Origin of the sequence: Roseibium album (assembly GCF_965233825.1) — a bacterium.
In the GTDB taxonomy this organism is placed as follows: domain Bacteria; phylum Pseudomonadota; class Alphaproteobacteria; order Rhizobiales; family Stappiaceae; genus Roseibium; species Roseibium album.
The window spans coordinates 1,245,803-1,272,698 of the sequence record NZ_OZ247583.1 but is presented as its reverse complement, the minus strand read 5'-3'; the positions used below and the strand labels follow the sequence as shown (position 1 = coordinate 1,272,698).

General features: G+C 58.2%; 20 protein-coding genes. 6 read left to right on the top strand and 14 right to left on the bottom strand.

What is annotated here, in order from left to right; all coding sequences use genetic code 11:
• Window positions 1–3: 3 nt before the first annotated feature.
• Window positions 4–906 carry a LysR family transcriptional regulator gene (locus tag ACO6TI_RS05965; protein ID WP_082442980.1) on the bottom strand — a complete coding sequence of 301 codons (903 nt, stop codon included), beginning with the start codon at window positions 904–906 and terminating at the stop codon, window positions 4–6.
• A gap of 116 nt (window positions 907–1,022) precedes the next feature.
• On the opposite strand from ACO6TI_RS05965, the gene ACO6TI_RS05960 reads away from it, so the two are divergent.
• Entirely contained in the window at window positions 1,023–2,129 is a 1,107-nt protein-coding gene (locus ACO6TI_RS05960; protein WP_196879838.1) for an LLM class flavin-dependent oxidoreductase, read from the top strand.
• Entirely contained in the window at window positions 2,126–2,923 is a 798-nt protein-coding gene (gene pcaD, locus ACO6TI_RS05955; protein ID WP_055120987.1) for a 3-oxoadipate enol-lactonase, read from the top strand. Before ACO6TI_RS05960 ends, pcaD begins: the two co-directional genes overlap by 4 nt.
• A 132-nt stretch (window positions 2,924–3,055) precedes the next feature.
• On the opposite strand, the gene ACO6TI_RS05950 is transcribed toward pcaD, so the two are convergent.
• The 9 genes from ACO6TI_RS05950 to ACO6TI_RS05910 form a co-directional block, all read right to left on the bottom strand.
• Window positions 3,056–3,715 carry a glutathione S-transferase family protein gene (locus ACO6TI_RS05950; protein ID WP_422384532.1) on the bottom strand — a complete coding sequence of 220 codons (660 nt, stop codon included), beginning with the start codon at window positions 3,713–3,715 and terminating at the stop codon, window positions 3,056–3,058.
• A 219-nt stretch (window positions 3,716–3,934) separates the two neighbouring features.
• Window positions 3,935–4,279 carry a RidA family protein gene (locus tag ACO6TI_RS05945; RefSeq protein ID WP_104704782.1) on the bottom strand — a complete coding sequence of 115 codons (345 nt, stop codon included), beginning with the start codon at window positions 4,277–4,279 and terminating at the stop codon, window positions 3,935–3,937.
• Window positions 4,280–4,359: 80 nt separating this feature from the next.
• Window positions 4,360–5,100, bottom strand: a complete 741-nt coding sequence (locus tag ACO6TI_RS05940) for an SDR family oxidoreductase (protein ID WP_055120983.1) — start codon at window positions 5,098–5,100, stop codon at window positions 4,360–4,362.
• A gap of 256 nt (window positions 5,101–5,356) precedes the next feature.
• The gene (locus ACO6TI_RS05935) at window positions 5,357–6,811 is read right to left on the bottom strand and encodes an aldehyde dehydrogenase family protein (protein ID WP_422384531.1); all 1,455 of its coding nucleotides are present in this window, start codon (window positions 6,809–6,811) and stop codon (window positions 5,357–5,359) included.
• Between the two features lie 10 nt (window positions 6,812–6,821).
• Window positions 6,822–8,411: an ABC transporter ATP-binding protein gene (locus tag ACO6TI_RS05930; RefSeq protein WP_422384530.1), complete on the bottom strand. Its 1,590-nt coding sequence runs from the start codon at window positions 8,409–8,411 to the stop codon at window positions 6,822–6,824.
• Window positions 8,408–9,238, bottom strand: coding sequence for an ABC transporter permease (locus tag ACO6TI_RS05925; RefSeq protein ID WP_422384529.1), 831 nt, complete (start codon window positions 9,236–9,238; stop codon window positions 8,408–8,410). The genes ACO6TI_RS05930 and ACO6TI_RS05925 overlap by 4 nt, the downstream gene beginning before the upstream one ends.
• Window positions 9,235–10,182 carry an ABC transporter permease gene (locus ACO6TI_RS05920; protein WP_055120976.1) on the bottom strand — a complete coding sequence of 316 codons (948 nt, stop codon included), beginning with the start codon at window positions 10,180–10,182 and terminating at the stop codon, window positions 9,235–9,237. Before ACO6TI_RS05920 ends, ACO6TI_RS05925 begins: the two co-directional genes overlap by 4 nt.
• A 100-nt stretch (window positions 10,183–10,282) precedes the next feature.
• Window positions 10,283–11,767, bottom strand: coding sequence for an ABC transporter substrate-binding protein (locus ACO6TI_RS05915; RefSeq protein ID WP_422384528.1), 1,485 nt, complete (start codon window positions 11,765–11,767; stop codon window positions 10,283–10,285).
• Window positions 11,768–11,796: 29 nt separating this feature from the next.
• On the bottom strand, window positions 11,797–13,074 hold the full coding sequence (locus ACO6TI_RS05910; RefSeq protein ID WP_209003819.1) for an acetylornithine deacetylase/succinyl-diaminopimelate desuccinylase family protein: 1,278 nt from the start codon (window positions 13,072–13,074) through the stop codon (window positions 11,797–11,799).
• Between the two features lie 91 nt (window positions 13,075–13,165).
• Between ACO6TI_RS05910 and ACO6TI_RS05905 the strand changes: the two genes are divergently transcribed.
• Window positions 13,166–13,720 (top strand): PAS and helix-turn-helix domain-containing protein, encoded by a 555-nt coding sequence (locus ACO6TI_RS05905; protein ID WP_055120969.1) that lies wholly within the window; start codon window positions 13,166–13,168, stop codon window positions 13,718–13,720.
• A 71-nt stretch (window positions 13,721–13,791) separates the two neighbouring features.
• Here ACO6TI_RS05905 and ACO6TI_RS05900 read toward each other — a convergent pair whose 3' ends face one another.
• Window positions 13,792–14,061, bottom strand: coding sequence for a hypothetical protein (locus ACO6TI_RS05900; RefSeq protein ID WP_422384527.1), 270 nt, complete (start codon window positions 14,059–14,061; stop codon window positions 13,792–13,794).
• Between ACO6TI_RS05900 and ACO6TI_RS05895 the strand changes: the two genes are divergently transcribed.
• From ACO6TI_RS05895 to ACO6TI_RS05885, 3 genes are read left to right on the top strand one after another with little or no spacing between them, the layout of a single operon-like run.
• Entirely contained in the window at window positions 14,060–15,994 is a 1,935-nt protein-coding gene (locus tag ACO6TI_RS05895; RefSeq protein WP_055120965.1) for a PrkA family serine protein kinase, read from the top strand. The two genes, ACO6TI_RS05900 and ACO6TI_RS05895, sit on opposite strands and share 2 nt — an antisense overlap.
• 20 nt (window positions 15,995–16,014) lie before the next feature.
• On the top strand, window positions 16,015–17,337 hold the full coding sequence (locus tag ACO6TI_RS05890) for a YeaH/YhbH family protein (protein ID WP_281931382.1): 1,323 nt from the start codon (window positions 16,015–16,017) through the stop codon (window positions 17,335–17,337).
• Window positions 17,330–18,838 (top strand): SpoVR family protein, encoded by a 1,509-nt coding sequence (locus ACO6TI_RS05885; protein WP_422384526.1) that lies wholly within the window; start codon window positions 17,330–17,332, stop codon window positions 18,836–18,838. Before ACO6TI_RS05890 ends, ACO6TI_RS05885 begins: the two co-directional genes overlap by 8 nt.
• Window positions 18,839–18,858: 20 nt before the next feature.
• On the opposite strand, the gene ACO6TI_RS05880 is transcribed toward ACO6TI_RS05885, so the two are convergent.
• Genes ACO6TI_RS05880 through ACO6TI_RS05870 form a run of 3 tightly spaced genes read right to left on the bottom strand, consistent with a single transcriptional unit; the run spans window position 18,859 to window position 26,896 of the window.
• On the bottom strand, window positions 18,859–20,232 hold the full coding sequence (locus ACO6TI_RS05880; protein ID WP_104704773.1) for an ATP-binding protein: 1,374 nt from the start codon (window positions 20,230–20,232) through the stop codon (window positions 18,859–18,861).
• Window positions 20,229–25,595 carry an eCIS core domain-containing protein gene (locus tag ACO6TI_RS05875; protein ID WP_422384525.1) on the bottom strand — a complete coding sequence of 1,789 codons (5,367 nt, stop codon included), beginning with the start codon at window positions 25,593–25,595 and terminating at the stop codon, window positions 20,229–20,231. The genes ACO6TI_RS05880 and ACO6TI_RS05875 overlap by 4 nt, the downstream gene beginning before the upstream one ends.
• Window positions 25,592–26,896: a contractile injection system tape measure protein gene (locus ACO6TI_RS05870; RefSeq protein ID WP_422384524.1), complete on the bottom strand. Its 1,305-nt coding sequence runs from the start codon at window positions 26,894–26,896 to the stop codon at window positions 25,592–25,594. The genes ACO6TI_RS05875 and ACO6TI_RS05870 overlap by 4 nt, the downstream gene beginning before the upstream one ends.

Sequence of the window (26,896 nt, the reverse complement as noted above, 5' to 3'; positions counted from 1 at the left end):
CACTTACCGCGCAACGAGTTTGGCGACTTCCTTCTTCAACTCTTCCAGAAAAACCTGTGCCTGCGCAGACAGCGGGCGGCGGGCGGGTTCGATCTGGACGAATTCCAGGAAGAGCGGCGGCTGGTCCAGCGGGGCGATCCGGCGCACCGATCCGTCCCTGTCCGGGGCACAAATGACGCCCGGCAGGATCGTTACCCAGTCCGAGCGGGCGACAAAATCGAGCGTGCCGAGCATTGCATCCAGTTCCATGATCCGTTCCACGCGAATGGAATGGGTAGCGAGATACTCCTCGATGCGTGTCTTGCGAATGTTGATGCTTGAAGGCGTAACCAGCTTCAAGGGGGCAAGATCCTGCAGGCGCGCCGGCTTGCCGTGAACGACTCCACTTTGAACCCCGCCAACTATCATTTCCCGGTCCTGTGCAAGATGGCGCACATTCAGGCCCACAGCGCCTCCGAAGGCGGGAACAATCGCAAAATCAAGCTCTTCCGCCTTGACACTGTCTGTCAACGCACCGCTATAGCCCTCGATGATGTGGATCGACACATCGGGATGGTGACAGGCCATGTGATCCAGTGCCGGCGCAAGAGCTGCCCGGGCAAGCACCGGCATGATCCCGGCGTGCACGACGCCTGAAAGCGTATCCCGCCGGTTCCGGGCATCAATGATCGCCTCCTCGGCACCGCGCAAGACCGCCAGCACTTTCTGATAATACCGGTTTCCGGCAGGTGTCAGAAGCACACCGTCGCTTGTCCGCTCGAAAAGCCGAATTCCCAGGACATCCTCAACGGCCGCGACATGCTGTGAAATTCCAGACTGGGTCGCATTCTCCCGCGCCGCAGCCCGCGTAAAAGACCCCTCTTCAGCGACTGCAACAACTGACCGCATTTGCCGGAGTGATATCATCCGAACCTCATTAGATTTCTTGATAGCTCAGTTTAGTACTTATAATTTTCCCAAACACCAGCCCCGGAATAAAGTTTGATCCAGATCAATGACACGCGCTTTGGAGGAGAAGGCCCATGGAACTCGGTTTCTTTACGATGCCGATCCACCCGCTGGATAAAGACTGGCGGTTGACGCTCAAGGAAGACAGGGAAGCTTTCCTGCTCGCGGACGAGTTGGGTTTCACGGAAGCTTATTGCGGTGAGCATGTCACCGACCAGGCCGAAAACATCACTTCCTGCGCCATGTTCATCGCTTCGCTGGCGAGCGCCGTCAAAAACATGCGCCTTGGAACCGGTACGGTAAACATGCCCAATGCCCATCCGGCGGCGGTTGCAGCTCAGGTCGCCATGCTTGATCACATGCTGGACGGCAGGTTCAATTTCGGCATTTCGCCTGGAGGTCTCCTGTCAGACGCGGAAGTTTTCGGCAATCTGGATGCTGACCGCAACGAAATGTTTCTGGAAGGCATCAACACCGTCCTGAAGATCTGGGAAGGTGAAGCGCCCTACAACATCGAAGGCAAGTACTGGAAGATCACGACCGAACGCACCAGCATGGCCGAAATCGGCCAGGGCATCATGCCGAAACCTCTGCAGCGACCGCATCCGCCCATCGTCGTGACTGCCGTCGCACCGTTTTCCAAGGGCGTCACAGAGGCGGCCGCCCGAGGTTGGGATCCGATCAGCGCGAACTTTCTGATGCCTCAGTGGGTCGCCAGCCACTGGCCGAAATATGTCGAGGGCTGCGAGCGGATCGGTCGGCCCGCGCTGACCGAGAATTGGCGTGTTGCAAGGTCTGTCTTTGTTGCCGACGATCTGGACACCGCCCGTGAATATGCACTCGGCCCGGACAGTCCGTACCGGTTCTACTACAAGCAGATCCTCACCAAGATGCGCAAGAACAACCGCCTTGGCCTTTTCAAGACACACCGCGATCAGCCCGACGAGGAAGTTACGCTGGAGAGTGTCCTGGAAAACCTGGTCACCTGGGGAACACCCGACAAGGTGACCGATGACCTCCTGGCATACAGGGAGACCGTCGGCGACTTCGGCACATTGCTTTATGCCGGCAAGGACTGGGTCGATCCGGAACTTGGCAGACGCTCAATGGTCCTGCTGGCCGAAAAGGTGAAACCCGCGTTCAACGCCGCCATTTCCTCCAAAACGCAGGCTGCGCAATGACGGGACGCGTCGATCTCGGCAATCATAGCCTTCAAACCTATATAGACGGCCCCAAAGGCGCACCCTGGCTGATCCTGTCGAATTCTCTCGGTGCAAGCGCGGAGATGTGGGACCCGCAAATTCCCGAGCTCGGAAAACATTTTCAGGTGCTGCGATATGATACGCGCGGTCACGGCAAATCAGACGTTCCGCCAGGTCCTTACACCTTTGATCAGCTTGTTGGCGACGTGATCGGCCTGATGGACAAACTGGGAATTGAAACGGCCCGATTCATGGGTCTTTCCAAAGGCGGCATGACGGGGCTCGGACTTGCTATCACGTATCCGGAGCGGATCGAGCGCGTGGTCTGTGCAGACGGGCGTTCGGACGCGCCGCCGCCCTTCAGGGCCATGTGGGACGATCGAATCGGCAAGGTCGAAGAGAACGGCATGGCGGGGATCGTCGAAGGAACGATGGCAACGTGGTTCACACCTGACTGGATCGAGGCCAATCCACAAGCGGCCGGGCAAATTCAGCGCATGATCCTGTCTCACGAACCTGAAGGTTACATTTCGAATTGCCGGGCGTTGCAAGGTCTCGACTACTACCGGCACCTCCACAAGATCACTATTCCGACCCTTTATGTGGGCGGCAGCCACGACAAGGGCGCTGCGCCGGACGTCATGCGGGCGATGGCCGATGCGACGCCGGGTGGACGATACGTCGAGATTCCGGACGCGGCTCACGTTGCCAACATCAACGCACCGCAAGCCTTTAACCGTGCCGTATTGGATTTTCTGACTGAAGGTGGCTGAGCCGGAGCCGATGCAGATTTTCTCTGGACCGATATGCGGGGCCGGTCCGGAAAATTCCCTCTACCCCGCAATTCGACTTCGGGCCGCCCACCCCACCGGGCGGCCTCTTTTTTGCCTGGCAGGTAACCGTTGTCAGGCGCCTGGAACCTTCATGCCCATGAAATCGATCATGACGAAGTCACGGTAGGCGGGCCGATCGCACAAACGATCATAATAAGCGCGCAGGCCCGGCAGGTCTGCCCGCTCAAATTCGAGCTCGTAGTACCGGTAAAGAAGACTGCCAATCTGGAAGTCGGCCAGGTTCAGCGAATCGCCGCCGATGAAGGCCCCTTCGATCATATCCTGAACGATCTGCATCGATTGCCTGAGCACGCCGGCCGCACTCGCAACGGCTGCATTGTCGCGTTCATTCGCCGGTGTCCGGATGGTCTGCCAGAATATTGTCGGGATCAGGGGTGTGTAAATATGCTGCCTCGACATGTCCCCCCAGCGCTCGATCTGTGCAGCGGCCATGGGGTCGGCCGGATGGCCACCGTAGCGGCGCATCAAGTATCGCAGGATTGTGGCGGATTCGGACAAAGCCTGCCCATCCTGTTCGAGAACCGGCACCAGTCCGAGGGGATTCATTGCCAGATACCCGGGGGTGTCATTGCCGCCGAACGGGCCACCGACATCCAGTCGCTCGTACTCAACCCCGAACTCTTCCAGGCACCAGATCACCGGCTGAACGTTGGCGGACGAAATACGGCCGTGTACCTTGATCATTTTTTCAGTATCCCTGTAAACACTCATGCCGCTTCCCAAGCGAAGCTTCGGGATACTGACCCTTTCCGCGCCGTTGACAAACCCCTTTTTCAAACAAAGACGTGATCGAAAGACCCAAACTGATTGCCCGTCATACAGAGGCGAGTGACGTTACGATTGTTTTCTCAGCCATGTCATCTCGTTCAGCATTCTGCAGGGCCTCACCCAATTCGAAATGTCACCCGTTTTGGGGAAACACTCTTGCAGTCAGTCACATGCCGCCGTGACAATGATTTCCACCTTGAGTTCAGGTCTTGCGAGCTTTGCTTCACCACACGCACGGGCCGGTGCATACCCCTCCGGAACCCATGCGTCCCAGACTGCATTCATCTCGGCGAAGTCCGACATATCGGCAAGCCAGATAACCGCCTGCAACATTTTTTCTCTTGAAGACCCGGCGTCTTCAAGCAATGCGTCGACGCGGGACAGGCATTCGCTTGTCTGGTCAGCAACGCTGTCGCCAGCGTTTCCGACCTGGCCGCACAGATAGGCCACGCCGTTGTGCTTCACAATCTTGCTCATGCGGGCAGAGACGTGCTTGCGTTCAATCATCTTTTCCTCAAATGCTTGTTTCGGTTACACCTTGGCCGGCCTCACGATGGCCGTTGCTTTCTTCGGTTTGTGTGGTTCTGTCACACGCAACGCCCACCATCAACTTCCATCGCAACGCCCGTGATCATTCCAGCTTCGTCAGAACACAGGAAACAGGCTGCATTGCCCATATCTTCCGGTGTCGAGAAGCGTCCAATCGGGATCGTTGACAGGAATTTCGCCCGTATCTCGGGTGTGTCTTCTCCCATGAAACTCTTCAGCAAGGGCGTCTCACCCGCTACCGGGCAGATTGCATTGACGCGTACCCCTGAAGGTGCGAGCTCCACGGCCATCGTCTTGGTCGCCGTGATCATCCAGCCCTTGGATGCATTGTACCAGTTGAGTCTCGGACGCGGGCTGAGACCGGCCGTGGACGCAACATTCAAGATCGCACCGGTCCCTGCGGCGGTCATCAATGGCACAAAATGGCGTGCGGTCAGGTAGACCGACTTGCAATTGACCGCGAATACCCTGTCGAACTCCTCCTCGCTCACGTCCTGCATGGGCATGGGAAGATGGGTCACCCCGGCGTTGTTCACGAGAATGTCGACAGAGCCGATGCTGTGTGCTGCCGCTTCAGCCAGCGACTGAACACTGGCATTGCTGGCCACATCGACTTTCATGGCTACACCTCTGACTTCGCCTGCAATCTCCTCCGCCATGTCCATATTGAGATCAGCGATCAGAACCTTCGCGCCTTCTGCTGCAAACTTGCGTACAATTCCAGCCCCGAAGCCCGACGCACCTCCGGTGACAATAGCCGTTTTTCCCTGCAATCTCATTTGTTTCTCCTGCCTTTTCCTTCCGTCATCCAGGCTCGAGTCGCGCAATGTCCCGCGCTGCCTGCCGCGTTGACGCGAGGGTTCCGTCTGGATGCTGTCACGGACCTGATCCGGGATCTGGTCACCACCAGGTTGACCGACCCCGGCTCAAGGCAAGGGCGGGCATATCGTGAACAACAACGGACCTTGGTTTCGTATGCCTGTCTCTTCCTGATAGTGCCAAATTCGATCCGTATCGCGCTTCAAGACATGTCCTTCACCCGTGATAGGCCGCGACCGTCTTCAGTGTCGTGAAGCCATAAAGCGCTTCGAAGCCCTTCTCCCTCCCATGGCCGGACTTGCCGATGCCGCCGAAAGGCAATTCAACACCGCCGCCCGCACCGTAGTTGTTGATAAAAATCTGCCCGGAGCGGATTTTCCTGGCCAGTCTCAACTGCCGTGCGCCGTCTCGCGACCAGATACTGGCAACAAGCCCGTAGTCTGTGCCATTGGCTATCGCGACGGCTTCATCCTCATCATCGAACGGAATGACGACCTGCACCGGACCGAAGATCTCGTCACGCGCCAGGGTGTGGCAGGGCGAGACACCTGCAAACAGTGTCGGCCTGACGTAGCTCCCGCCTTCCGGGGCATCCTGGAAAGACCCTTCGGCCACCTTCTCAAGATCATCGCCCCGATCCAGAAAGCTTGAGACAATCCCCTGCTGCCTGGCCGAGATCAGGGGACCGACATCGAGGTCGGCAAGCGCCGGACCGACCTTGAGCGCCGTATACCTTTCAGCCATGCGCTGAACAAGCCGATCCTGAATCGACCGATGAACGAGTATCCGGGATGAGGCCGAACAGGTTTGACCGGCGTTCTGGATCCCCGCGTTGACCAGAAAGGGAAGCGCGGCATCGAGGTCCGCATCCGCGAATACGAGCTGTGGGGATTTGCCGCCTAGTTCAAGCGTAACGGGAACGACGTTTCTTGCTGCCGCGGTCTGAACCTGGACTCCCGTGGCCACCGAACCGGTGAAGCTGACATGATGCACCCCAGGGTGGGCCGAAAGCGCCGCGCCTGCCTCGGCGCCAAGACCCGGAACGACGTTCAGGGCACCTGCAGGCAGCCCGGCTTTCACGGCCAGGTCCGCAAAGGCAAGCGCCGTCAGGCAGGCATCTTCGGCAGGTTTCAGAACGCATGCATTGCCGGTTGCAAGCGCAGCTCCGACCGAACGGCCGATTATCTGCATCGGATAGTTCCAGGGTACGATATGTCCCGTGACGCCGTGCGGTTCTCGCAGTGTGTAGACCGTGTAGCCGTCCAGATAGGGAATGGTGTCCCCATGAAGTTTGTCAGCAGCACCGCCGTAAAATTCGAGATATCGTGCAAGGGCGATCGCATCCGCCCGGGCCTGCTTCAGCGGCTTGCCCACATCAATGGCCTCGATGCGCGCCAGATCCTCCACCTTTTCCAGGACCAGTTCGCGCAGCTTGAAGAGAAGACGCCCGCGCTCAACCGCAGTCGTTTTGCCCCACGTACCCTGCCAGGCGACGTGTGCGGCTGCGACCGCCGCATCGACATCTTCAGCCGCTCCCCTTGCAATCGAACCTATCCTTTCGCCGGTCGAGGGGTTGTGCAGCGGCAGGTGCCGACCGCCCGCCGGAGCAACCCAGTTGCCGTTTATCAGGCAACGGGACGGATCAAACCACAGGTCCAGAACGTCAGTCATGGTGCCTCCTTCAGGCTACATCAGCCGGCAGAACCGGCGTCGCGGCAACGAGTTGTTTGGTGTAGTCATGCTGCGGCCTGTCGAAAACACGATCTGTTGGCCCCTCCTCGACGATCCTGCCGGACTTCATGACAAGCACGCGCTCGGTAATCGAGCGCACGACACTGAGGTCGTGGGAAATAAACAAATAGGTGAGACCGAATCTGTCGCCGAGATCCGCAAGGAGGTCCAGCACCTGAGCGCGCACCGATACATCGAGCGCGGAAACTGCCTCGTCCAGTATGATCAACTCGGGTCTGATAATGAGCGCGCGCGCGATCGCGATCCGCTGACGCTGTCCGCCGCTGAATTCGTGAATGTACTTGTCGCTGTCATCTGCGGTCATCCCGACGCTTTCCAACGCTTCGACGATTGCCGCCTCACGCACGGATCCACGCGGGGGATCGTCAAGCAAGTGAAACGGCTCCGTTATCAGACGGTCAACGCGCCATCGAGGGTTGAAACTGCCATAGGGGTCCTGAAAGACAACCTGCATGCGCCGGCACACATCCCTGTTGGCCTGGTGATCACTTGCCACCGGCTTTCCATCGAGCAGTATCTCACCGCCCTGGATTTCTTCCAGACCAAGGATTGCACGGGTCAGCGTGGACTTGCCGCAACCTGATTCCCCGACAAGCCCCAGGCTTTCACCCTTGCGAATTTCGAAACTGACCTCGTCAACCGCGCGGAACCGATCTGTCCTTCCCCACCACCCGTGAACGTGGCTCTCATATTCCCGAACCACATTTTGTAGCCGAAGCAGCGGCATTGTCCTGGCCGGGGTTGCTCGTTCGGGTACATGACCTGAAGCTTCGAGCAGTGCGCGTGAATAGGGATGCCGCATATTGCGAAAAAGATGTTGCGCGGCGCCGCTCTCGACGATTTCGCCCCTGCGCATGATAACAAGGTCGTCTGCCAGATCGGCGACGACCGCCAGGTCGTGGCTTATCAGCATCAGTCCCATGCCGTCCTCGGCGACCAGCCGTTTCAGAAGCGCCAGGATTTGCGCCTGGGTGGTCACATCAAGTGCCGTTGTCGGTTCGTCCGCGATCAGGAGTTTCGGGCGGAGCGCAATTGCCATGGCAATCACCACCCGCTGCCGCTGACCACCTGACAGCTCGTGCGGATAGCGCGACAGCGGGAATTTCTCCTCGGGCAACTCGGCCCGGCGCAAGGCCTCGGCCGCCCGCGCAAGGGCCTCGGCTTTCGGTACCCGTTCATGAATGAGGATCGTTTCTGCGACCTGTGCGCCGATAGTCTGCAGCGGATTCAGCGCGGTCATGGGTTCCTGAAACACCATGCCGACGTCCCGTCCGCGAATGCCGCAGAGTTGCTGTTCGCTGCAGCTCAGAATGTCTTGTCCCGCCAGCGATATGTTCCCACTCAGGTCCGCGCCGTTCGGCAACAGGTGGAGAACGCTGAACGCGGTCATAGACTTGCCTGAGCCACTTTCGCCGATCACGCCCAGAATCCGCCCGGGATCGACCTTCATCGAGACATCCTTGAGGATGGGTGTCCCGTGGATCGATAGCGACAGGTTGTCGACAACAAGAAGGCTCACGTTCGCGCCCTCCTGAGCTTGGGGTCGAGCAGGTCGCGCAAACCATCGCCCAGCAGATTGAGACCGAGAACCGTCAGCAGGATGGCGAGGCCCGGAAACAAAGCCAGATGCGGTGCAAGAGAGATCATTGTCTGGCTGTCCGCGAGCATGCGCCCCCAACTCGCCGTCGGCGGTTGCGCCCCGAGCCCGACATAGCTCAGACCTGCCTCGGCAAGGATGCCGAGAGAAAACTGAATGGTTCCCTGAACAATAAGCAGGTTGGTCACGTTCGGCAGGATATGCTCCACCGAGATACGGGCCGCGCCCTTTCCGGCGACCCGCGCTGCCATGATGTATTCACGGCTCCAAAGCGTCAGGGCTGCGCCGCGCGTCAGCCGCGCGAAGACCGGAATGTTGAAGATCCCGATGGCGATGATCGCATTCAGTGCCGATGCCCCGAAAACGGCAGTGATCATCACCGCGATCAACAGGCTGGGAAAGGCGAAAACAAGATCGTTCGTGCGCATGATGATCTCGTCCGGAAGGCTGCCCCTGCGGGCAGCTGCTGCCAGACCAAGCGGCACTCCCGCCAGCATGCCGATGCCGACCGCCACCAGCGCGACTGCGATGGAGGTGCGCGCACCGACCATGATCATGCTCAGGATATCCCGGCCGAACTGATCGGTTCCAAATGGATGTATCAGACTTGGCGCCTTCATCCGGTCGGCGATGTTCAGGATGGTAATGTCGTAGGGCACCCAGACCAGACTGACAATCGCCGCACCCGCAAAGACAATTGTCAGGACAACACCCGGCAGCATGGACCTGTTGTGCAGGAGCATTTTCATCTCCGACCCCGCAAGCGCGGATCGACAAGTGCATAAGCGAGGTCGACGGAAAAATTGACGAGGATGACAGCAAAGACCAGAAGCATCACCACGCTTTCTACGACAATCAGATCGCGGGAACTGATCGCCTGAAAGACCAGGCGACCAAGACCGGGCAGATAAAAGACATTCTCGATAATGATCGCGCCGGCCAGCAGGAACGAGAACTGGAGCCCCATGATGGTGAGGACCGGGATCAGGGCATTGCGCAAGGCATGGCGCCACATTGCCTGACCTCTAGTGAGCCCCTTTGCCCGGGCGGAGCGTATGAAATCCTCCCCGAGCGTATCGAGCAGACTGGAGCGCATGACGCGTGTCAGAATGCTTGCCTGCGGCAGCGCAAGCGCAACCGCAGGCAAAGTCAGAGCCTTGAGACCTGCAAGCACACCTTCGTCCCAGCCTGGAAAGCCGCCTGCGGAAAACCAGCGCAGATTGATCGCGAAGACCAGCACCATCAGCATGGCGAACCAGAAATTCGGGATTGCCACACCAAGCTGGGTCACCCCCATCACGCCTGTGTCCACATAGGAACCGCGCCTGGAAGCCGCCCAGATTCCGGCCGGAAAGGCGATCATCGTGCTGAGCGTCAGGGCATAGAGTGCAAGCGGCAGCGATACCCACAAACGTTCGCCAATCAATTCCGCCACCGGTATCCTGTAGGTGTAGGACGTGCCGAAATCACCAACGAGCAGACCGCCGGCCCAGGACAGATAACGCTGGAGGATCGTACCGTTCAGACCAAGCTGTTCCCGCAGGGCATTCAGCGTGTCTTCCTGTGCGTTGATGCCAAGCATGTACGCGGCAGGGTCTCCGGGCACGACTTCGAGGGCCAGAAAAATCACGATGGATGCAGCCACGAGGCTCAACCCAAGAGACAGCAGGCGTTTCAGGAAATATTGCAGCATGAGCCGGTCGCGCGCCTATCGGCAGGTTGTCTCCGGGACAGAAAAGATGAAGGAGCAAAAGAAGGCGCCCACCTGGAGCGGGCGCCCATGTGTCTAGGCGTCACTCTTCCCAGGAGACGGCAGTCAGGTCTGTTGCCTGGGTCGGCTGGTTTTTCCAGAGCCCCTTGATCCGAGCATCGGCAACCGTCGGAAAGGCCAGCTGGAACAGGTAGGCGTTCACGTAATCCGCGGCGATCATCTCCTGCGCTTCTTTCAGGAGCGCAGAGCGCTTTTCCGGATCGTTTTCACTGGTGATTGCCGCGAACAGTTTCTGGAATTCCGGAGTGCCGTACCGGAAATAATAGTCCGGACGCGCATAGATGCCGATATCCATAGGTTCGGTATGGCTGACGATGGTCAGTCCATAATCCTTGCCCCGGAATACCTGTTCTAGCCATTGCGCCCATTCCAGGTTTGTTATCTCCGTCTCGATGCCAATCGCCCTGAGCTGAGAGGCAATGATTTCACCGCCCCGGCGCGCATATGAAGGTGGTGGCAGTTTGAGCGTTGTTTCAAAGCCGTCGGGAAACCCGGCCTCGGCCAGGAGTTTTTTCGAAAGCTCCGGATCATACTGGCTTGATCCCGTCAGATCGACATAGTCCGGATTGTGCGGGGCGAAGTGCGTTCCGATCGGTGTGCCATAGCCGAACATCGCACCGTCGATGATCGCCTGCCGGTCAATCGCGTGCGCGATGGCTTCCCGGACCTTGACGTTGTCAAGCGGTGTCAGCTTGTTGTTCATCGCCAGGATTGTTTCGCCCTCGGTCGAACCGACGAGCACCTGGAATCTCGGATCAGCCTCGAACTGCGGCAGGTTTTCCGGCGCGGGAAAACCGACAAAGGCATTGACGTCCTCGGCCATTACCGCGGCAAACGCCGCCGTCGGGTCGGAGATGAACTTGAATGTGACAGTGTCGAGCTTTGCCGGCGTTCCCCAGTAATCCGGGTTCCTTTCCAGGTCGATCCGGTCTCCCTGCACCCAGTCGGAGAACTTGAAAGCACCGGTTCCGACCGGGTTGGTCTTGATGTCGGCGACCGTTTCCGGGGCAACGATTACCGCGTCGCCCCACGCCAGGTTGAACAGGAAGTTACTGTTGGCTTCCTTCAGCGTCACCACGACAGTCTGCGGATCGACTACCTCGACATTCTCGATACCGGCGAAAAGTGCCTTCTGGGCATTGGCGCTGTCGTCGGCGCTCGCGCGGTCGAGGCTGAACTTCACATCCTCCGCGGTCATGTCAGATCCGTCGTGGAACGTGACGCCTTCATGAAGCTTGAATGTGTAGGTTTTGCCGTCTTCCGAAATTGTCCAGCTTTCGGCCAGTCCCGGATTGACCGAGCCGTCGGGGCCAAAGCGCGTGAGGCCTTCAAACACATTCGAATAAAGTACCGAATCGATGGCTCCGGCAGCAGCACCGGTTGGATCCAGATGTGGCGGTTCGAGCTGCATCGCAACGATGATGTCGCTTTTGGCTTCCGCCATACCGATGCTCGCGGCCAGTGCAAGGACGCTGATCAACCCACTCCCAAACTTGTTCAAACGCATAGCTCTCCCCATCTTTCGACGCCGCCTTTTCACGGCTGTGCCAGTAGCTCGATCAGCGACCGGCCCATGACCTTCGCAGAATCGAGCATGTCTTCCACACCAACATATTCATCCGGTTTGTGTGCAAGATCCAGAATTCCCGGACCATAGGCGATGCAGTTTTTCAGTTTCCCGATCCGGTCGATATGTTTCTGGTCGTAAGTTCCCGGACTCACGACATATTCCGCCTCTTTTCCAAGCGTTTCCTCGATCGCCCTGGCAACCGTCCTGACAACCGGCGCTTCCTTGTCGGTCATCGTCGGCAGGACCCGGTGCAACTCCCGGACATCATACCTGAATGACGCCCGTTTGTTCTCAACATCCTTCAATACCTGGAGAAATTCCGCCTGTACTTCATCAATGTTCTCTTCCAGCAGGAAACGTCGGTCAACAATCATCCGGCAACTGTCGGGGACACACGGACTGGGAAGTCCGGTGAAGTCGTCATCGCCTTCCGCCTGACCGCCGTGGATTGAGTTGATGTTGAGCGTCGACTGCCGCGCTCCTTCCGGAACGACGGGCATTTCCGTCCGCTTTTCCGCGAGAGCCGGAAACAAGCTGTTTTCCATTTCGTCCAGAACCGCACCCATATGCCGGACGGCGCAATCTCCGAGGAATGGCATCGAACCGTGGGCGATTTCACCGTAGGTCTCGACCTCCGCCCACCAGACGCCCCTGTGACCGAGGCAGATCCGATCCTTGTTCAGCGGCTCCGGGATGATGACGTGCTGTACGCGCTCGGGATCGAAAAAGCCCTTCTCGGCCAGATAGGCAACACCGCCATAACCGCCGGACTCCTCGTCCGCCGTTCCGCTGACCTCAATCGCCCCTGAAAAATCCGGATGGGTCGCGAGGAAGGCTTCCACAGCAATGATACTCGCAGCCAGTCCCCCCTTCATGTCACAGGCGCCGCGCCCATAGATCTTGCCGTCTTCGAGTTCGCCGCCGAAGGGATCCTTGCTCCAGCCGTGGCCGACATCGACGACATCGATGTGGCTGTTGAAGTGAACACATTCACCCGACCGCTTTCCGTCGCGCCGCGCAATGACATTCCATCTGGGATACTTGTCGCTGTCACCCGGGGTTCCAAATGCGCGGACGAGTTCAATTTCAAAACCGCTCTTCTTCAGCCGGCGGGCGAGATAGTCGCAGATTTCCCGATAATTCTCACCCGGAGGATTGAGCGTCGGGATGCGCAACAGTTCCTGTGTCAGCACGACAAGGTCGTCACGCCTTTCATCAATTTCCCGAATCAACTGCTCGGCCAATGCCATGGAAGAGGGCCCTTTGCTGGCAAAACTGCGGATAACTATGCTATTCTTCGCCTACGGTGCCAATACCGTAGGAACACGGTGACCCATGCATGAATTTGAAGCACTTGCCTTTGACTATGCGCCTATGGGTCTCGCGCTGACCGAGCATCGCATCATCAGAACCTGCAACCAGACCTTTGCCGACATGTTCGGCTACGGCAAGGAGCACCTTATCGGGCGCAGCTTTCGCCTGCTTTACGGGTCCGACGAGGAGTTTCACCAGATCCGGGATATCGGGCTCAAACCCCTCAGCCAATCGCTTCCATATATTGACGAGCGATTGATGCGAAGGGCCGACGGAACCCGTATCTGGTGTCGGTTCCGGGCCAGAACCCTTACTCCGGACATGCCGCTCGCACGTACGGTCCTCAGCTTCGCGCCGATCGATGACACCAGCAAGGGTCCCAAACTGACCCCCCGGGAACGGGACGTGCTGCTGCTGCTTTCGCAAGGGCAGACAAGCAAGGAAATGGCGCGTGTTCTGGGGCTTTCGCCGCGCACCGTCGAAGATGTGCGTGCAAGGCTCTTGAAGAAATTCAAGGTGAAGAACGTTGCCGTGCTTCTGGCGAGGCTTACAGGCCACCGGGTCAGCAAACTATAGCTCCTCGCATGGCCTGCATCAGGTCTTCAGCGAACCCTGCTGAAGCAAAAGATTTCTAAAGGCTAATAATTTCAATATTTTGTGTATTTTTTGGCATCAGCTCCAGCTTCGCAGATCAACATTTGTTCCATCAGGTACCGCAGCATTTGTCCTGATGCCGCTCCCGGATTCAGGACCGATATTGCCTTCATGATGGCAAAATCGATCAAAATCGCCTGCAATTTTTTTTGAAGGCGAAATTTTTGCGAAACCCGAAAGTTTAAGTTGCCACGACGGTTGAAAGCCCCATCTAATTTAAGAGGGGCAGGTACTCTGGGAGCGCCTAGCTGGAAGTGGAACATGGAGATATATGCACGGTTCGCCGAGGACTACAGGAATAGACACCTGGAAGAGATTTCAATCCAGGATTACCTGCTGGGATGCAGGGACGACCCCTTGATGCGCGCGACCTCAGCCGAGCGCATGATGGCTGCGATAGGAGAGCCCGAGGTCATCGATACGAGCCAGGATCAACGGCTTGGCCGGATTTTCATGAACCGGACGATAAAGCGTTACGCACCTTTCAAAAATCTGTTCGGAATGGAAGCGACGATCGAACGTATCGTCGGGTTTTTCCGCCATGCCAGCCAGGGCCTGGAAGAGCGCAAGCAGATCCTCTATCTGCTCGGCCCGGTCGGCGGCGGCAAGTCCAGTATTGCCGAAATTCTCAAGAAACTGATTGAACAGGAACCCATCTATGTCTTGAAGGCGGGCGACCAGATCAGCCCAGTTTATGAATCTCCTCTCGGTCTTTTCAGTGCCAACCGCGTGGGCGACCTGCTGGAAGACAAGTACAACATCCCCAGGCGTCTGCTGACCGGACTGATATCACCGTGGGCAACCAAGCGGCTGGATGAATATGATGGCGACATTTCCAAGTTTTCCATCGTCAAACTCTATCCCTCCCGATTGCGCCAGATCGGCGTCACCAAGACGGAACCCGGCGACGAAAACAACCAGGATGTCTCCGCACTCGTCGGGAAACTCGACATTCGCAAGCTGGAGGAGTTCAGCCAGGACGATCCGGATGCCTACAGCTATTCCGGAGCCCTGAACCGCACCACCCAGGGCCTGATGGAATTCGTCGAAATGTTCAAGGCCCCCATCAAGGTGCTGCACCCGTTGCTGACAGCGACCCAGGAAGGGTCGTATGTCGGTACGGAGAACATCGGTGCATTGCCCTTCCAGGGACTGATCCTTGCGCACTCGAACGAATCCGAATGGAGCCAGTTCAAGAGCAACAAGAACAACGAGGCCTTTCTCGACCGGATAAGTGTCGTCAAGGTACCTTATTGCCTGCGCGCGACCGGCGAAGCCGACATCTACGGCAAGCTGCTGAGCCAGAGTGCACTCGCCGACGCGTCATGTGCCCCCGAAACCTTGCCGCTGCTGGCACGATTCAGCGTCCTGACAAGACTGCACGAGCACGAAAATTCGACGCTTTATTCCAAATTGCGTGTTTATGACGGTGAAATGCTGAAGGATTCCGATCCCAAGGCGAAATCGCTGCAGGAGTATCGTGACGCGGCCGGTGTCGACGAGGGCATGAACGGTATTTCCACCCGCTTTGCCTTCAAGGTCCTGTCGGAAACCTTCAACCACGACACGGAAGAAATCTCCGCCGACCCCGTTCACCTGATGTATGTGCTCGAACAGGCCATCCGGCGCGAGCAGTTCGATGCGGAAACCGAAAGCAGATACCTGGATTTCCTCAAGACCGAACTGGCCCCGCACTACGCCGAATTCATCGGCAACGAAATCCAGAAGGCCTATCTGGAATCCTACACCGATTATGGCCAGAACCTGTTCGATCGCTACATCGCCTATGCCGATGCCTGGATCGAGGAACAGGACTACAAGGACCCGGACACAGGCCAGATATTCGACCGGGGCGTGCTGGAAAAGGAACTGGAGAAAATCGAGCAACCGGCCGGCGTTGCAAATCCGAAAGACTTCCGCAATGAAGTGGTAAAATTCGTGCTCAGGGCCCGGGCGGAGAACCAGGGCCAGAACCCGGATTGGCGCCGCTACGAGAAACTGCGCCAGGTCATCGAAAAGCGCATGTTCGGCAAGGTGGAAGAACTGCTTCCCGTGATCAGCTTCGGCGCAAAGCGCGACAAGAAGACCGACGAGAAGCACCACGAGTTCGTCGAACGCATGACCGGGCACGGCTACACGAAGCGGCAGGTTCGACGGCTTGTCGAGTGGTATATGCGTGTGAACAAGGCCGGGTAGCCCGGGAGGCCGATTGAAAGATGGCACATTTCATCGACCGCCGACTGAACCCGAAAGACAAGAGCCTGAGCAATAGACGCCGATTTCTCAAGCGGGTCCGGTCGCAGATCAAGAAAGCGGTCGAGGACGCTGTTCGAGAGCGCGGTATTGCCGATGTTGACCGGGCAAAAGATGTCACCGTTCCGACGAAGGGGGTGGCCGAACCGTCTTTCCGCAAGTCCGCCGATGGTGGGCTCCGGGAACGGGTTTTTACCGGCAACAAGTCGTTCCAGGCAGGCGACCGGATCGAAAAACCGCCCAGAGGAGGTGGTGGCGGTGGTGGACGGCAGGGATCAGCGGACGGTGACGGCGAAGACGATTTCCTGTTCGCCCTTTCCAGGGAAGAATTTCTGGACTTTTTCTTCGACGATCTAGAACTGCCGGACCTGATCAAGCAGAGCCTGAAGGAGATCACCCGAACCCATCCGCACCGGGCCGGATATTCCACATCCGGTGCCCCGGCCAATATCAATATTACGCGCACGATGCGCAATGCGCTCGGACGCAGGATCGGATTGAAAAGGCCCAAGGACAAGGAAGCCGAGGACCTCCTGAAGCAAATTCTCAAACTCGAGAAGGCCGCATCTCCCACCTCTGAGCAGCGTGAGGAACTGGCTGCGTTGCGTGCCAGATACGAAGAGGTCGTCAGGCGGCGAAAGGTGGTCGCCTATATCGATCCGCTGGATGTGCGGTATAACTATTTCGAACAGAAACCGGAACCCAATGCCAACGCGGTGATGTTCTGCCTGATGGACGTTTCCGCCTCGATGGGGGAGCGCGAAAAGGATCTCGCCAAGCGCTTTTTCATGCTGCTGCACCTTTTCCTGAGCCGCAGATATGAAAAGACCGAGATCGTCTTCATTCGTCACACCCATGATGCGTCGGAAGTCGACGAGGACACTTTCTTCTATTCGCCGCAAACCGGCGGCACCGTGGTTAGCACGGCGCTCGTGGTCATGAAGGAGGTGATCGAAGCGCGGTACCCGCCGTCGGAGTGGAACATCTATGCAGCACAGGCGTCCGATGGCGAGAATTTCAGCGGCGATTCGCAGAAGTGCGTCTCACTGCTGAGCGAAGACCTGATGCGGGTCTGCCAGTATTTTGCCTATGTCGAAATCGTCGGCGAAGACGAAGCCCAGTTGATCAACAGCGAAGCCACCGGAATGGAACTCTGGGAATCCTATGGCCGGGTCGCGGAGATCTGGCCCAATTTTGCACGTAAGCGCGTTTCGGCGATCGCCGACATCTATCCGGTTTTCCGCGAGTTGTTCGCACGCGAACCTGCAGGGAAAAACCATGGTTAAGCGCGCAACAAAACCAGAATCCGGACTGCTGTTCGATCAGGCCGACTGGGACTTCGATACGCTGTGGCGCACTTTTGATGCAATCGAGCAGGTGGCGCGAGAAGACCTTGAGCTGGATTTTTATCCGAACCAGATCGAGATCATATCCTCCGAGCAGATGCTCGACGCCTATTCCTCCATCGGAATGCCGCTAATGTATCATCACTGGTCATTCGGCAAGCATTTCCTCGGTCACGAACGTCTTTACCGCAAGGGCGCGCGCGGACTTGCCTATGAAATCGTCATCAACTCGAACCCCTGTATCAGCTACTGCCTTGAAGAAAACACCATGCCGTTGCAGGCGCTGGTGATGGCCCATGCCGCCTTCGGGCACAATCACTTCTTCAAGTCCAACCATCTGTTCGAACAATGGACTGATGCCGACGGCATTCTCGATTATCTGGAGTATGCACGACGGTTCATCGCCAGTTGCGAGGAAAAGCACGGACTGGAGGACGTCGAGGCGACACTTGATGCAGCACATTCGCTCATGCCGCACGGCGTGTTCAGGCATCGCCGACCCAGGCAATTGTCACTCCGGGAAGCCGAGGAGCAACGGCAGGCAAGGATCGCCGCAGCGGAACAGAATGTCTATTACCTCTGGAACACCATCCCAGATGCGGACGAAGGGCAGCAGTCACAGGATTCAGGCCTTCTCGACCGCAAACGCGAAATGCAGCTTCCGGAAGAAAATCTGCTTTATTTCCTGGAACACTACAGCCCTGTGCTCACATCCTGGCAACGCGAAATCCTGCGGATCGTTCGCAATATCGGCCAGTATTTCTATCCGCAGAAACAAACCAAGGTGATGAACGAAGGCTGCGCCTGTTTCGTCCACTATTACATTCTCAACAAGCTGCACGAACAGGGGCGCCTCAGCGATGGCGCCATGCTGGAAATTCTTCACAGCCATACGAATGTCCTGACCCAGCCCGACTTCGATGATCCGCGATTTTCCGGGATCAATCCATATGCACTCGGATTTGCCATGATGGAGGACATCAAGCGGGTCTGCCTGAACCCCACGGAAGAAGATCGCGAGTGGTTTCCGGACATTGCCGGCATCGGAGACTGGCGAAATGTCCTGAAGCACGCCTGGGCCAACTATCGCGACGAAAGCTTCATCCAGCAGTTTCTGTCGCCGGCTGTCATGCGCCGTTTTCGAATGTTTGCGATATCCGACGAGTCCTCATCGCGGTACTGCACGGTGACCGGCATTCACAATTCCCACGGCTACAGACACCTGAGGGACACCCTTGCCCTTGATCACGACCTTTCCGCACTCGAGCCTGACATTCAGGTCGCGGATGCCGATCTTCTTGGCGATCGCTGCCTGCATCTGAAGGCCGTACGACGCAATTCGGTTCCGCTCGACGCCGACAGCAAACTGGCAACGCTCAAACATGTCGAGCGGCTTTGGGGATACAAGGTCGAAATTACCGAGGTCGACGCACAACACTGAGCCAGGACTTGAAGCCGTTTTCAGGAAGTGCCGGACCTCTGCTTGAAGACCCGGCCTTCCTTTTCGATTTCGCGGCGAATGCCGAGTTCGACATCTTCAAGGATCAATTCCCTGTCGCTTCGCGCCGCAGCTTCGATCGCCGCGAACTGGGCAACATTGACGATCCCGCCACCGGTCAGCTCATAGCCGTTGATACTTGCAATCAAACGGTCTCGAGCATCTTTTGAACCACAATTCGGCAGGGCCCTTTCCCAGATGGCGCTGCGTTCGTCAGGACCCGGTTCGGGGAAACGGATAATTGCATTGAAGCGCCGCAGGAATGCGTCATCGATATTTGCTCTCAGGTTCGAGGCCAGGATACAGATCCCGTCAAACTCCTCAACCCTTTGAAGAAGATAGGAAACCTCCTGGTTGGCGTATCGATCGTGGCTGTCCTTGACTGCCGTGCGTTTGCCGAACAGGGCATCCGCCTCGTCGAAGAAGAGGATCCAGTCGCGCCGGTGAGCTGCCTCGAACAGGGCGGACAGGTTCTTTTCCGTTTCACCGACATATTTTGACACGATTGCGGAAAGGTCCACCCGATAAACATCACGGCCTGTCGAGCGACCAAGGAGCGTCGCAGCGAATGTCTTTCCGGTTCCCGAGGTGCCATGAAAGAGCGCTCGATAACCCGGTCGAAGCCGGGCGCCGAACTCCCAGTCCGTCGCCAGTGTCTTTTCAAAACGTGCCCAACGAAGCAATTCATCCAGTTGTTCGCGGGTTTGGGCGGGCAACACCAGATCGTCCCAGGAGCGTTTCGTTTCGATCCGGCGAGCCGGAAAAGCGGCCGAGAATGGCGGAGCGTCGGCAGCACCCACCGTGAGCCTGTCAGCCCAGTCGCGTGACATGACAATCCGACCGGCAAGCGCGGGAGCGCCGTCCTCCGGCGGTTCTAGCCGCAGCAGTCCTGTTTCGGTGAACCAATGCTCCGGCCGGAACAGCCGCTGTACCTCGAAGCGCCCCTGAATATCCTCGTCCGCAAGCAGATAGGCCGCTGTCTGGCCTGTCGGTATGAAAGTCCTGGAGTCCGCATGTCGACTGCCACCGATCTCGGGGAAATCCCCCTGCTTGTTCAGCGCGTCCCTTATTTCCCTGTCCAGAAGGGCGGGCATCGCGTGCGGTGCAAGGGCGAGCAGCAGGATCACGTATTCGGAAAAACCGGGCCGACGGTCGCGAATGAGGTTGCCAAGCTCCGATCCGTCGTCGAAGAAGTTCAGTGAAATCTCGCCTTCCGGTGCAATGTTTCCTCCGCCAATCCTCGCACGAACCAGACGTGTCAGAAGTTCCATTGCGACTTCCAGATTGGCCGTGTTGTCGGCACCAAGATCTTCCGTATGCCTGGTCGGACGATTCATAGCCGGATGTCCCCCGCCGCAAGTGCATTATACGTGGCGTTGACATAGCCCCTGCGCTTGTCGGCCAAGGTATCACCGCCTTGTGCGATCAGATCGGCCCTGACATTTGTGTAGAGCGCGGACCGCATGTTTGTCTTGGAAGAGTATGTTTTCCCGGCCAGATGCTGCGAGACAAAATAGTCGGTCACCGTGCCATGCGGCCTGATGCCTCCGACAAGCTGACTGGTTCCGCCCTTCTTTATGCTGGGTGCTTGGGCCGTGGCCGTCAGTGGAGGTTTCTCGGACATGGTGATCGTGTCCTGACCAAGGGTCTTTTTCTGCCGAAAATTCGCGCCGTTCTTTTCCGACAAACCCCATTTGACGCTGATTGACTTGGGGAAACGGTTCACCGGAGCCGCGCCGGACCAGAATGTCGCATCGGCCTTGTAGAACATCGTATCCTCGCTCTTGGTCATCTGCGTTTTTGCCCCGGCCTCAACACCCGTTGCCATCTTCGAATTCATGGTCTTGGTGATCGGCACCAGATTGCGGTTTTCGCCCGGCCCGTGAAGATTGTCGTTCAGCAGGTGCCCCCGCACCCAGATGTACCGGCGCTTGTCGCCCGGTCCGGTATCCAGCTTGACGGCATGAGACCATTCCGGGCTCTGTGCAGATGACTTTGGCGACGATCCCTTTGTATTGCCTTCCAGCCGTGTCAGCGGAATTGCATAGGCCGACTTGGTCGATCCGTCCGTGAAGGTGACTCGCGTCTGAATGTCCTCTGCAGATCCAAGGTCGGCGGTGCGCATCGTCGCGGTCACCTTGTCGAGAGCAGCACGGAATTTGACTTCCTCGGAAGTGATCTGCGACTTCGGAGCGTTCTTGGAAACAAGTTTCTGCAATGCGGATTCGTGCGTCAGCACGGTCTGGTACTGTTTGAGCGCAGTCTTGAAAATGCCCTTTTGCGTCGCATCGTCTGTCTCGGCGATCTTCTTGTTCAGGAAGGCTTGAATTGCGGTGGGTTTCGATGCAATCCAGAGGTCCGCATTGCTTCCCGTTCCCTTGTAGTAAAGCTTGTGCTCGCCGCCGTCCCTTGAGGTGAAATTCCGCTTTGCCTTCCACCAGTTCAACACCGCGTCCTTGATCTTTTTCGCACCCTGCTTTGTCTTGCCCCAGAGCTTTTTGGCGAACGCAACAACCTTGTCGATCAGCGCGTCGATCATCTTGTTGATCGGTGCTGTGATCTTGGAAATCACCCCCTGGACGGCTTCACCGATGTTGCCGAGGCCAATGGCCGAGGCGACAAAGGAAATCACGACCGGCAAAGAACGGGCCATTGCATCTTCAACAGCCTTGGCCGCCGGCCCGAGAACTCCCGCCGCGATGTTCGTGATTGCGGTATAAACGCTCATCACGAAGTCCTTGATCCGCTTGAAATTGTCGATCAGCCAGAACACGAGATCCGCGAGCAGTTTCAGGGCCTTCACCAGTGCGGATGCCGGGTTGAGAAGGCTCAACAGCCAGATGATGCCCTCCTTGATGACATTGACGATCGCCCAGTTCTTGATCCCGTCGATCACCGTCTGCTTCAGGCTGGCCAGTTTCGCCTTCACTTCCTCCCACAGCCCGCTGAAATCCTTGTTGACCAGCTTCTTGATCAAGGCAAAACCCTTTTCGACCAGATTGAAAATCTTGGCGGCGTTCGGAAATTTCTTGATGATACGTGCCTTGATGTTCTCGTAGGTGAGACCCAGGATCTGGGCGACGAGACTGAAGATCCCCTTTATGTCCCACTTGGCGGGCAATGTGATGGGCACGGCTGACAGCGCGCCCGTCAGCCACTGGATTGCACCGGTCTTGAAGTGCTGGCCGAACCGTTCCGCGAACCCGCGCACACCCATGCCGACGGCGGTCATGACGTTGTTGATGAACTTGCCGGGTGATTTCAGGATTGCCATGATCTGTGACTTGGCACGGTCGAAGAAATCAAAGATCGGTTGCGGATCGATGCCGGCGATCTCGCAGGCTGTTTCCACTGCAATGCGTGCGGCACCGGCGAAATCGCCCGTCATCAGGGCACCGGCCATCCGGATTGCCCCCTTGAGCCCTGCCTTGAACTTGTCGAGAATCTGGTTGAGCTTCTTTCCGAGCCAGTTGGCAGCCGCCTCAACCCCGGCAATCGCGCCGTCCGCAGCCGCATTGACGCCATCGACAGCAGTGTCGACCACCGCATCGATCCCGTCATTCATCTTCTTGGCAACGTCCGGGTAAAAGGTTCCCACGGTTATATCAATCAGTCCCTTTGCGAACGTCCGGTAGCCTTCGAGCGCCAGGATAGCCGTCGCACGGGCGGCATTGATCAGGCCGATTGCCAGTGTTTTGGCGGCGTCTATGGCGATCTTGACCAGTTTGCGCAATCCTTCGAAAATCGCGTCTATTGCCTCGGTGATCTTGTTGATGGCTTCCTTGACGAAACTGACGGCCCGGTCGAGCAGGCCCTGCTTTTCCTTTTTTTCCTTCAATTCCTTCTTCTTGGCTGCCGCCTTGGCCTCTTCATCCTTCTTGTGCTGGCGCGCCTTTTCCTCGCCCTTCTCAAGTTCCCTGTCAGCCTTGCCTTCTTCGGTTTTCACATTGTCGCGGATCTTCTTGGCGTCATCCGTTTCGCGCTTGCCTGCATCACCTGCAAACCTGGCAACGCCCTCATAGGCCTGCCCGATGGCTTCGCCCTGTTTCCGGGCGACATCGCCTCGTCCTGCAACCACAGCCTGGCGCTGCTTGTCGTCCGCCTCGATGTTGGCCTTTTCCGCGCGACTCTCCGCTTCGGTGACACTCGCATCCCTGTCGGCGTCCCGCTTGGCAGCGGCGGCGACCGTTTCGGAGCGCGCTTCAGCAACGTTGGCGTGAAGGTCGGGCGCAATCTTGGCGTCGGCGGCATCGCGTACCTGTTGGGGCAGCTCGGCAGATGCATAATCCGCGGCTCCCTCGTCTGGCGGTAATTCGTCAATCGGTTCGGAAGGTTCCTTCGAGACGGGCGCGGTGCGTTTTTCCTCTACCTTGCGCGGCTGGATGTTCGATTGTCCGGGGTGACTGCGAAACTCCGCCGTCTGCTTGTCGCGCTCAGCGCGCAGACTTTCGGTGCCCTCAGCCCGCTGCCGTCCCATCTGACCGGGGTCGGCCTTGCCCGTCAATGCCACCCTCTTTCGAGATCCGGCACTGGTGTTCACGCTCCCGTCGGTCGTCCGGATACTGGCCATCAGATTGGTGAACTGGTTTTTCAACCAGTCCAGGAAGCCGCCTTCAGGCTGTTTCTTGACCTTGTCCCGCATGGTTCGGGTTGTCGGTGCCGTGCCTTTCTCCTGATAAGGATCTGCCGCAAGATTTCCGGTTTCCGGCCCCCTGCCATCAGCAGCAAGCGTCGTGTCCCGAGGGGTCGGTATGTCGCCGGGCGCGGTTATTTCCGGATTGAGTTCCCCGCCGGTCCTGGCTTCCAGGACCGGCGCTTCGTCCGACGCCTTTTTCTTTTCGGTATCGGCCTTGCCGTCGAGCGTGCTGCCAACTGTCGGCGCCGTCATTGCCATCCGGCTCGGCGCCGCATCCAAGAACGATGTCATGGCCTTGTCAGACGGCCCTTCAAGTGCAAGCGTCTCGACTTTGGCGCTCGGTTCGACAGAGGCATCGGGTTCAGGTGGCAACTCGACGCCGACGTCTTCGTCCGGTGGCTGCAGGACGTCCGCCGGGGTCGCGGGAGGCGGCTCTTCCACAACTTCCGGCGCCGGTTCCACTCCTGATCCCGTCTCCTCGGCTGCTTCGGGACCCTGTTCCGCGCCCTCCCCAAGCCCGCCAAGATCTTCCGAGGCCCGGTCGGTAACAACCAGCGGCACTTCCGGTAGGGAAACCTTTTCGGTCGGGTCAAAAAAGTGATCCCAGAGACGAGCCGGAAGCCACTTTTCCTCGACCTGGCCACCGAGATTGTCATTTCCTGCCGTGTTGCCGTCGATTGTTCGTATCATGATGGAATCGAACGGTTTTCCGGCAGCCGTCTCGATGCTTTCAACCCCGGTCACGAGCGCCTGGTGATGTGTAAGCGGTTTGACACCCGGCCAGGTTTTCCGATAGGCGATATCACCCTTTTGCGGCAACCTGTCAGGTGGACGAACTCCGACATGCGGCAGAATGCTTACACCGAGTTTCCAGGGAGGCAGGGGCAACCCCGCCTTGCGCAGATTGGACCAGGCGAATATTCCACACCAGTGTGGCAGTCCGTATGGATCCTTCATGATCGGTTTCTTGATCAAGGTCGGGTCGACAACGTCACCATCGAAGGCGCCGCGGAAAATCGCAAGCAAGCGCTGCCAGCCAAAACGGTTGCCCTCGGCATCGGTCACCTTGGAATTGATCTTGCCGATATGCTGCCTGGCATATCCGATGGCGCGAAGGCTTTCCGGCCTTGAGGCTACCTTGTCGCCTTCCGGCATACGCGCGGCGGGGGCATTGTCGCTGAGTTCCACCGCCCCTTGCTGAAGTGTATGTGCCAACTCATGGGCGATCAGATGATCGCCACGCCTGGTGCCCGGCGCAAACCGGTGAGGTGAAAAGAAAATATCCCGTCCGGATGCGAAAGCCCTGGCGTTCAGCATCTTGGTCATAAGTGCCGCCGGCGTATCCGTGTGGATCCGCACTCCGGAAAGATCTGCGCCGATCCCTGCTTCCATCTTGCGCCTGACGGGTTCGGAAAGAGGATTTCCACGGCCCCTTGCAGCGCGCAACTGTCGCTCGACAATGCCCATCCTGACAGCACGCGCGCTCGGTTGCTGAGCCTCTCCGCGCATCTGCAACTCTTCTTCCTCGTCAGCTTTCTGCACCTCCTCCTCGGCAGCCATTTGAAGTTCTTCTTCGGGCGATGACTGGACGTCCTCTTCCGCCTGTGCCTGAGCTTCTTCGTCTTCGGCCAACTGCGCGTCGTCAGCTACGGACCGGGCTTCTTCCTCCTCTTTTTGGACCTCATCCACGGGCGCGGCCTGGGCTTCCTCTTCCTCTGCCAATTGCGCCGGTTCGTCTTCGACCGTAGGGCAATCCGGCCGCAAGACCGGTTCATGCTCGTCATACTGCGGGTCGCTGGCACGTTCATGGACCGACCGGGCAGCTGTGTCCGCAGACCGGTGGCCCAGCGGCGTCATCTGCGCGGCGACCGGACCGGCGCCGCTGAAGGGTCCGCGACCGTGGACAACCGCATCAGCCGCATGATCAGCCTCCTGTTCATGGCGGTCACCCGGCCGCGAAACGTTCAGCTTCGTCTGCACGGCAGGGCCGGCGAAAAACGGTCCTTTCCGCCCGGTAGCACGGCCGGTTTCAGTCTTTGCCTGTATCCGCGCGGCAGTTTTCATGACCAGTCCACCTTCAGGGGAGCTGGCATCCAGGGCAGCTTGACCAGACTTAACGCCCAGGGAAGCCGGTCGAGCAGGATATCGATACCGCTGCGTTCGATGGTAAGCTGGAGTGCATCTGACGATCCTCTCAGCACGCCGGAGCGCTGCAGGAAAGTTTCCCGGATGCCGTCAGGTGTCGCATGTCCGATACCTTCCCAGGCATCGATCGCAGCCACGAGCATGCGCTGTGCTTCCGCTAAGTGTTCCGGATCGAGCCCATCGATCGGCAAAACGGGCCGTTCGTCCGGCACATTGCAAAGAAGCCGCGGAATGACGAGGTCCGGTTCCTCATGGCTGGTCTCGCCGGTCGCGATGAAATGCAGCATTCTGGACGCGATAATCCGCTCTCGCGAGCCAGCAAAGACGCCGTCCCGCATCAACCCGGTGCCCTCAAAATACGGCCTCAGAAACGGATGCAGAAGAACAAGACCGGCATTTGCGCAAGGCAGGGCACCAGATAGCGATTGAAATTCCGGCTTCTCGGTCCGAGGCTCCTCAGCAACGGCAGAAGAAGGGTGTTCGGTGTCCAGCTTTGCAAGTGTATCGTCGATCACCTGCTCCAGACGAGACGATTGACGCTTGTCGTCAACAGGTCTTGCCTCAAGTCCGGACGAGCGCAGATCATCGTCGGCACGAACCGCTGCCGGCAGATCGGGAAAGCCTCCGGTCATCAACGCTTGCGTCACATTGCGAGGCGCTGTTGCGTACAAACGCAACAGCGCTGCCCGCCGCATCAGAATTGTGCCCGTAATCAGCAGATGCCGGAATGCCTCCAAGGTCGCCGACGTAATCTCGAGTGCTTCATAGAGCGCCGCAAGATCAGTGAAAGGGGCTGCGCGGTCGAGCTGTCCTGTCGCCAGATAAGTCATCAGGACAGCGTTGGCAGAACGTGACAGCCTCACCCGATAGGCCGGGTGTCCTTCTGCAGCGCCGGCGTGGCTATCCGCCGGCGGCTGAATCGGCACATCCGGGCGGCGGATAGCGTGAATCGCCTGCCGATGAAGTGCTTCCCGGATTGCCGATGTCAACCGGGGCAAGTCAAACTCGTCCGCCGCGAATTCACCAAGATCCACTTCCAGCCGATCGATAACCAGAAGTTCGTCTGGTGGCAGAATATCCCTCAAGGCAATGTCAAGCGCTTGTTCAAGTTCACCCGCGCCCACCGCTTCGAGCCGCGTTCGCCATTGCAGCAGCGCTGCATGGTCCGGGCCGGAGATGTGGAAGCGGGCACTGCCCACCCGGTGTGCTTCACCGGACAT

Excerpts from the sequence above, each read along its gene's own strand:
- ACO6TI_RS05895 (WP_055120965.1), top strand. The coding sequence starts at position 14,060 with ATGGAGATATATGCACGGTTCGCCGAGGACTACAGGAATAGACACCTG.
- ACO6TI_RS05960 (WP_196879838.1), top strand. The coding sequence starts at position 1,023 with ATGGAACTCGGTTTCTTTACGATGCCGATCCACCCGCTGGATAAAGAC.
- ACO6TI_RS05890 (WP_281931382.1), top strand. The coding sequence starts at position 16,015 with ATGGCACATTTCATCGACCGCCGACTGAACCCGAAAGACAAGAGCCTG.
- ACO6TI_RS05875 (WP_422384525.1), bottom strand. The coding sequence starts at position 25,595 with ATGAAAACTGCCGCGCGGATACAGGCAAAGACTGAAACCGGCCGTGCT.
- ACO6TI_RS05965 (WP_082442980.1), bottom strand. The coding sequence starts at position 906 with ATGATATCACTCCGGCAAATGCGGTCAGTTGTTGCAGTCGCTGAAGAG.
- ACO6TI_RS05900 (WP_422384527.1), bottom strand. The coding sequence starts at position 14,061 with ATGTTCCACTTCCAGCTAGGCGCTCCCAGAGTACCTGCCCCTCTTAAA.
- ACO6TI_RS05925 (WP_422384529.1), bottom strand. The coding sequence starts at position 9,238 with ATGAAAATGCTCCTGCACAACAGGTCCATGCTGCCGGGTGTTGTCCTG.
- ACO6TI_RS05950 (WP_422384532.1), bottom strand. The coding sequence starts at position 3,715 with ATGAGTGTTTACAGGGATACTGAAAAAATGATCAAGGTACACGGCCGT.
- ACO6TI_RS05945 (WP_104704782.1), bottom strand. The coding sequence starts at position 4,279 with ATGATTGAACGCAAGCACGTCTCTGCCCGCATGAGCAAGATTGTGAAG.
- ACO6TI_RS05935 (WP_422384531.1), bottom strand. The coding sequence starts at position 6,811 with ATGACTGACGTTCTGGACCTGTGGTTTGATCCGTCCCGTTGCCTGATA.
- ACO6TI_RS05870 (WP_422384524.1), bottom strand. The coding sequence starts at position 26,896 with ATGTCCGGTGAAGCACACCGGGTGGGCAGTGCCCGCTTCCACATCTCC.
- ACO6TI_RS05920 (WP_055120976.1), bottom strand. The coding sequence starts at position 10,182 with ATGCTGCAATATTTCCTGAAACGCCTGCTGTCTCTTGGGTTGAGCCTC.
- ACO6TI_RS05940 (WP_055120983.1), bottom strand. The coding sequence starts at position 5,100 with ATGAGATTGCAGGGAAAAACGGCTATTGTCACCGGAGGTGCGTCGGGC.
- pcaD (WP_055120987.1), top strand. The coding sequence starts at position 2,126 with ATGACGGGACGCGTCGATCTCGGCAATCATAGCCTTCAAACCTATATA.
- ACO6TI_RS05915 (WP_422384528.1), bottom strand. The coding sequence starts at position 11,767 with ATGCGTTTGAACAAGTTTGGGAGTGGGTTGATCAGCGTCCTTGCACTG.
- ACO6TI_RS05905 (WP_055120969.1), top strand. The coding sequence starts at position 13,166 with ATGCATGAATTTGAAGCACTTGCCTTTGACTATGCGCCTATGGGTCTC.
- ACO6TI_RS05885 (WP_422384526.1), top strand. The coding sequence starts at position 17,330 with ATGGTTAAGCGCGCAACAAAACCAGAATCCGGACTGCTGTTCGATCAG.
- ACO6TI_RS05880 (WP_104704773.1), bottom strand. The coding sequence starts at position 20,232 with ATGAATCGTCCGACCAGGCATACGGAAGATCTTGGTGCCGACAACACG.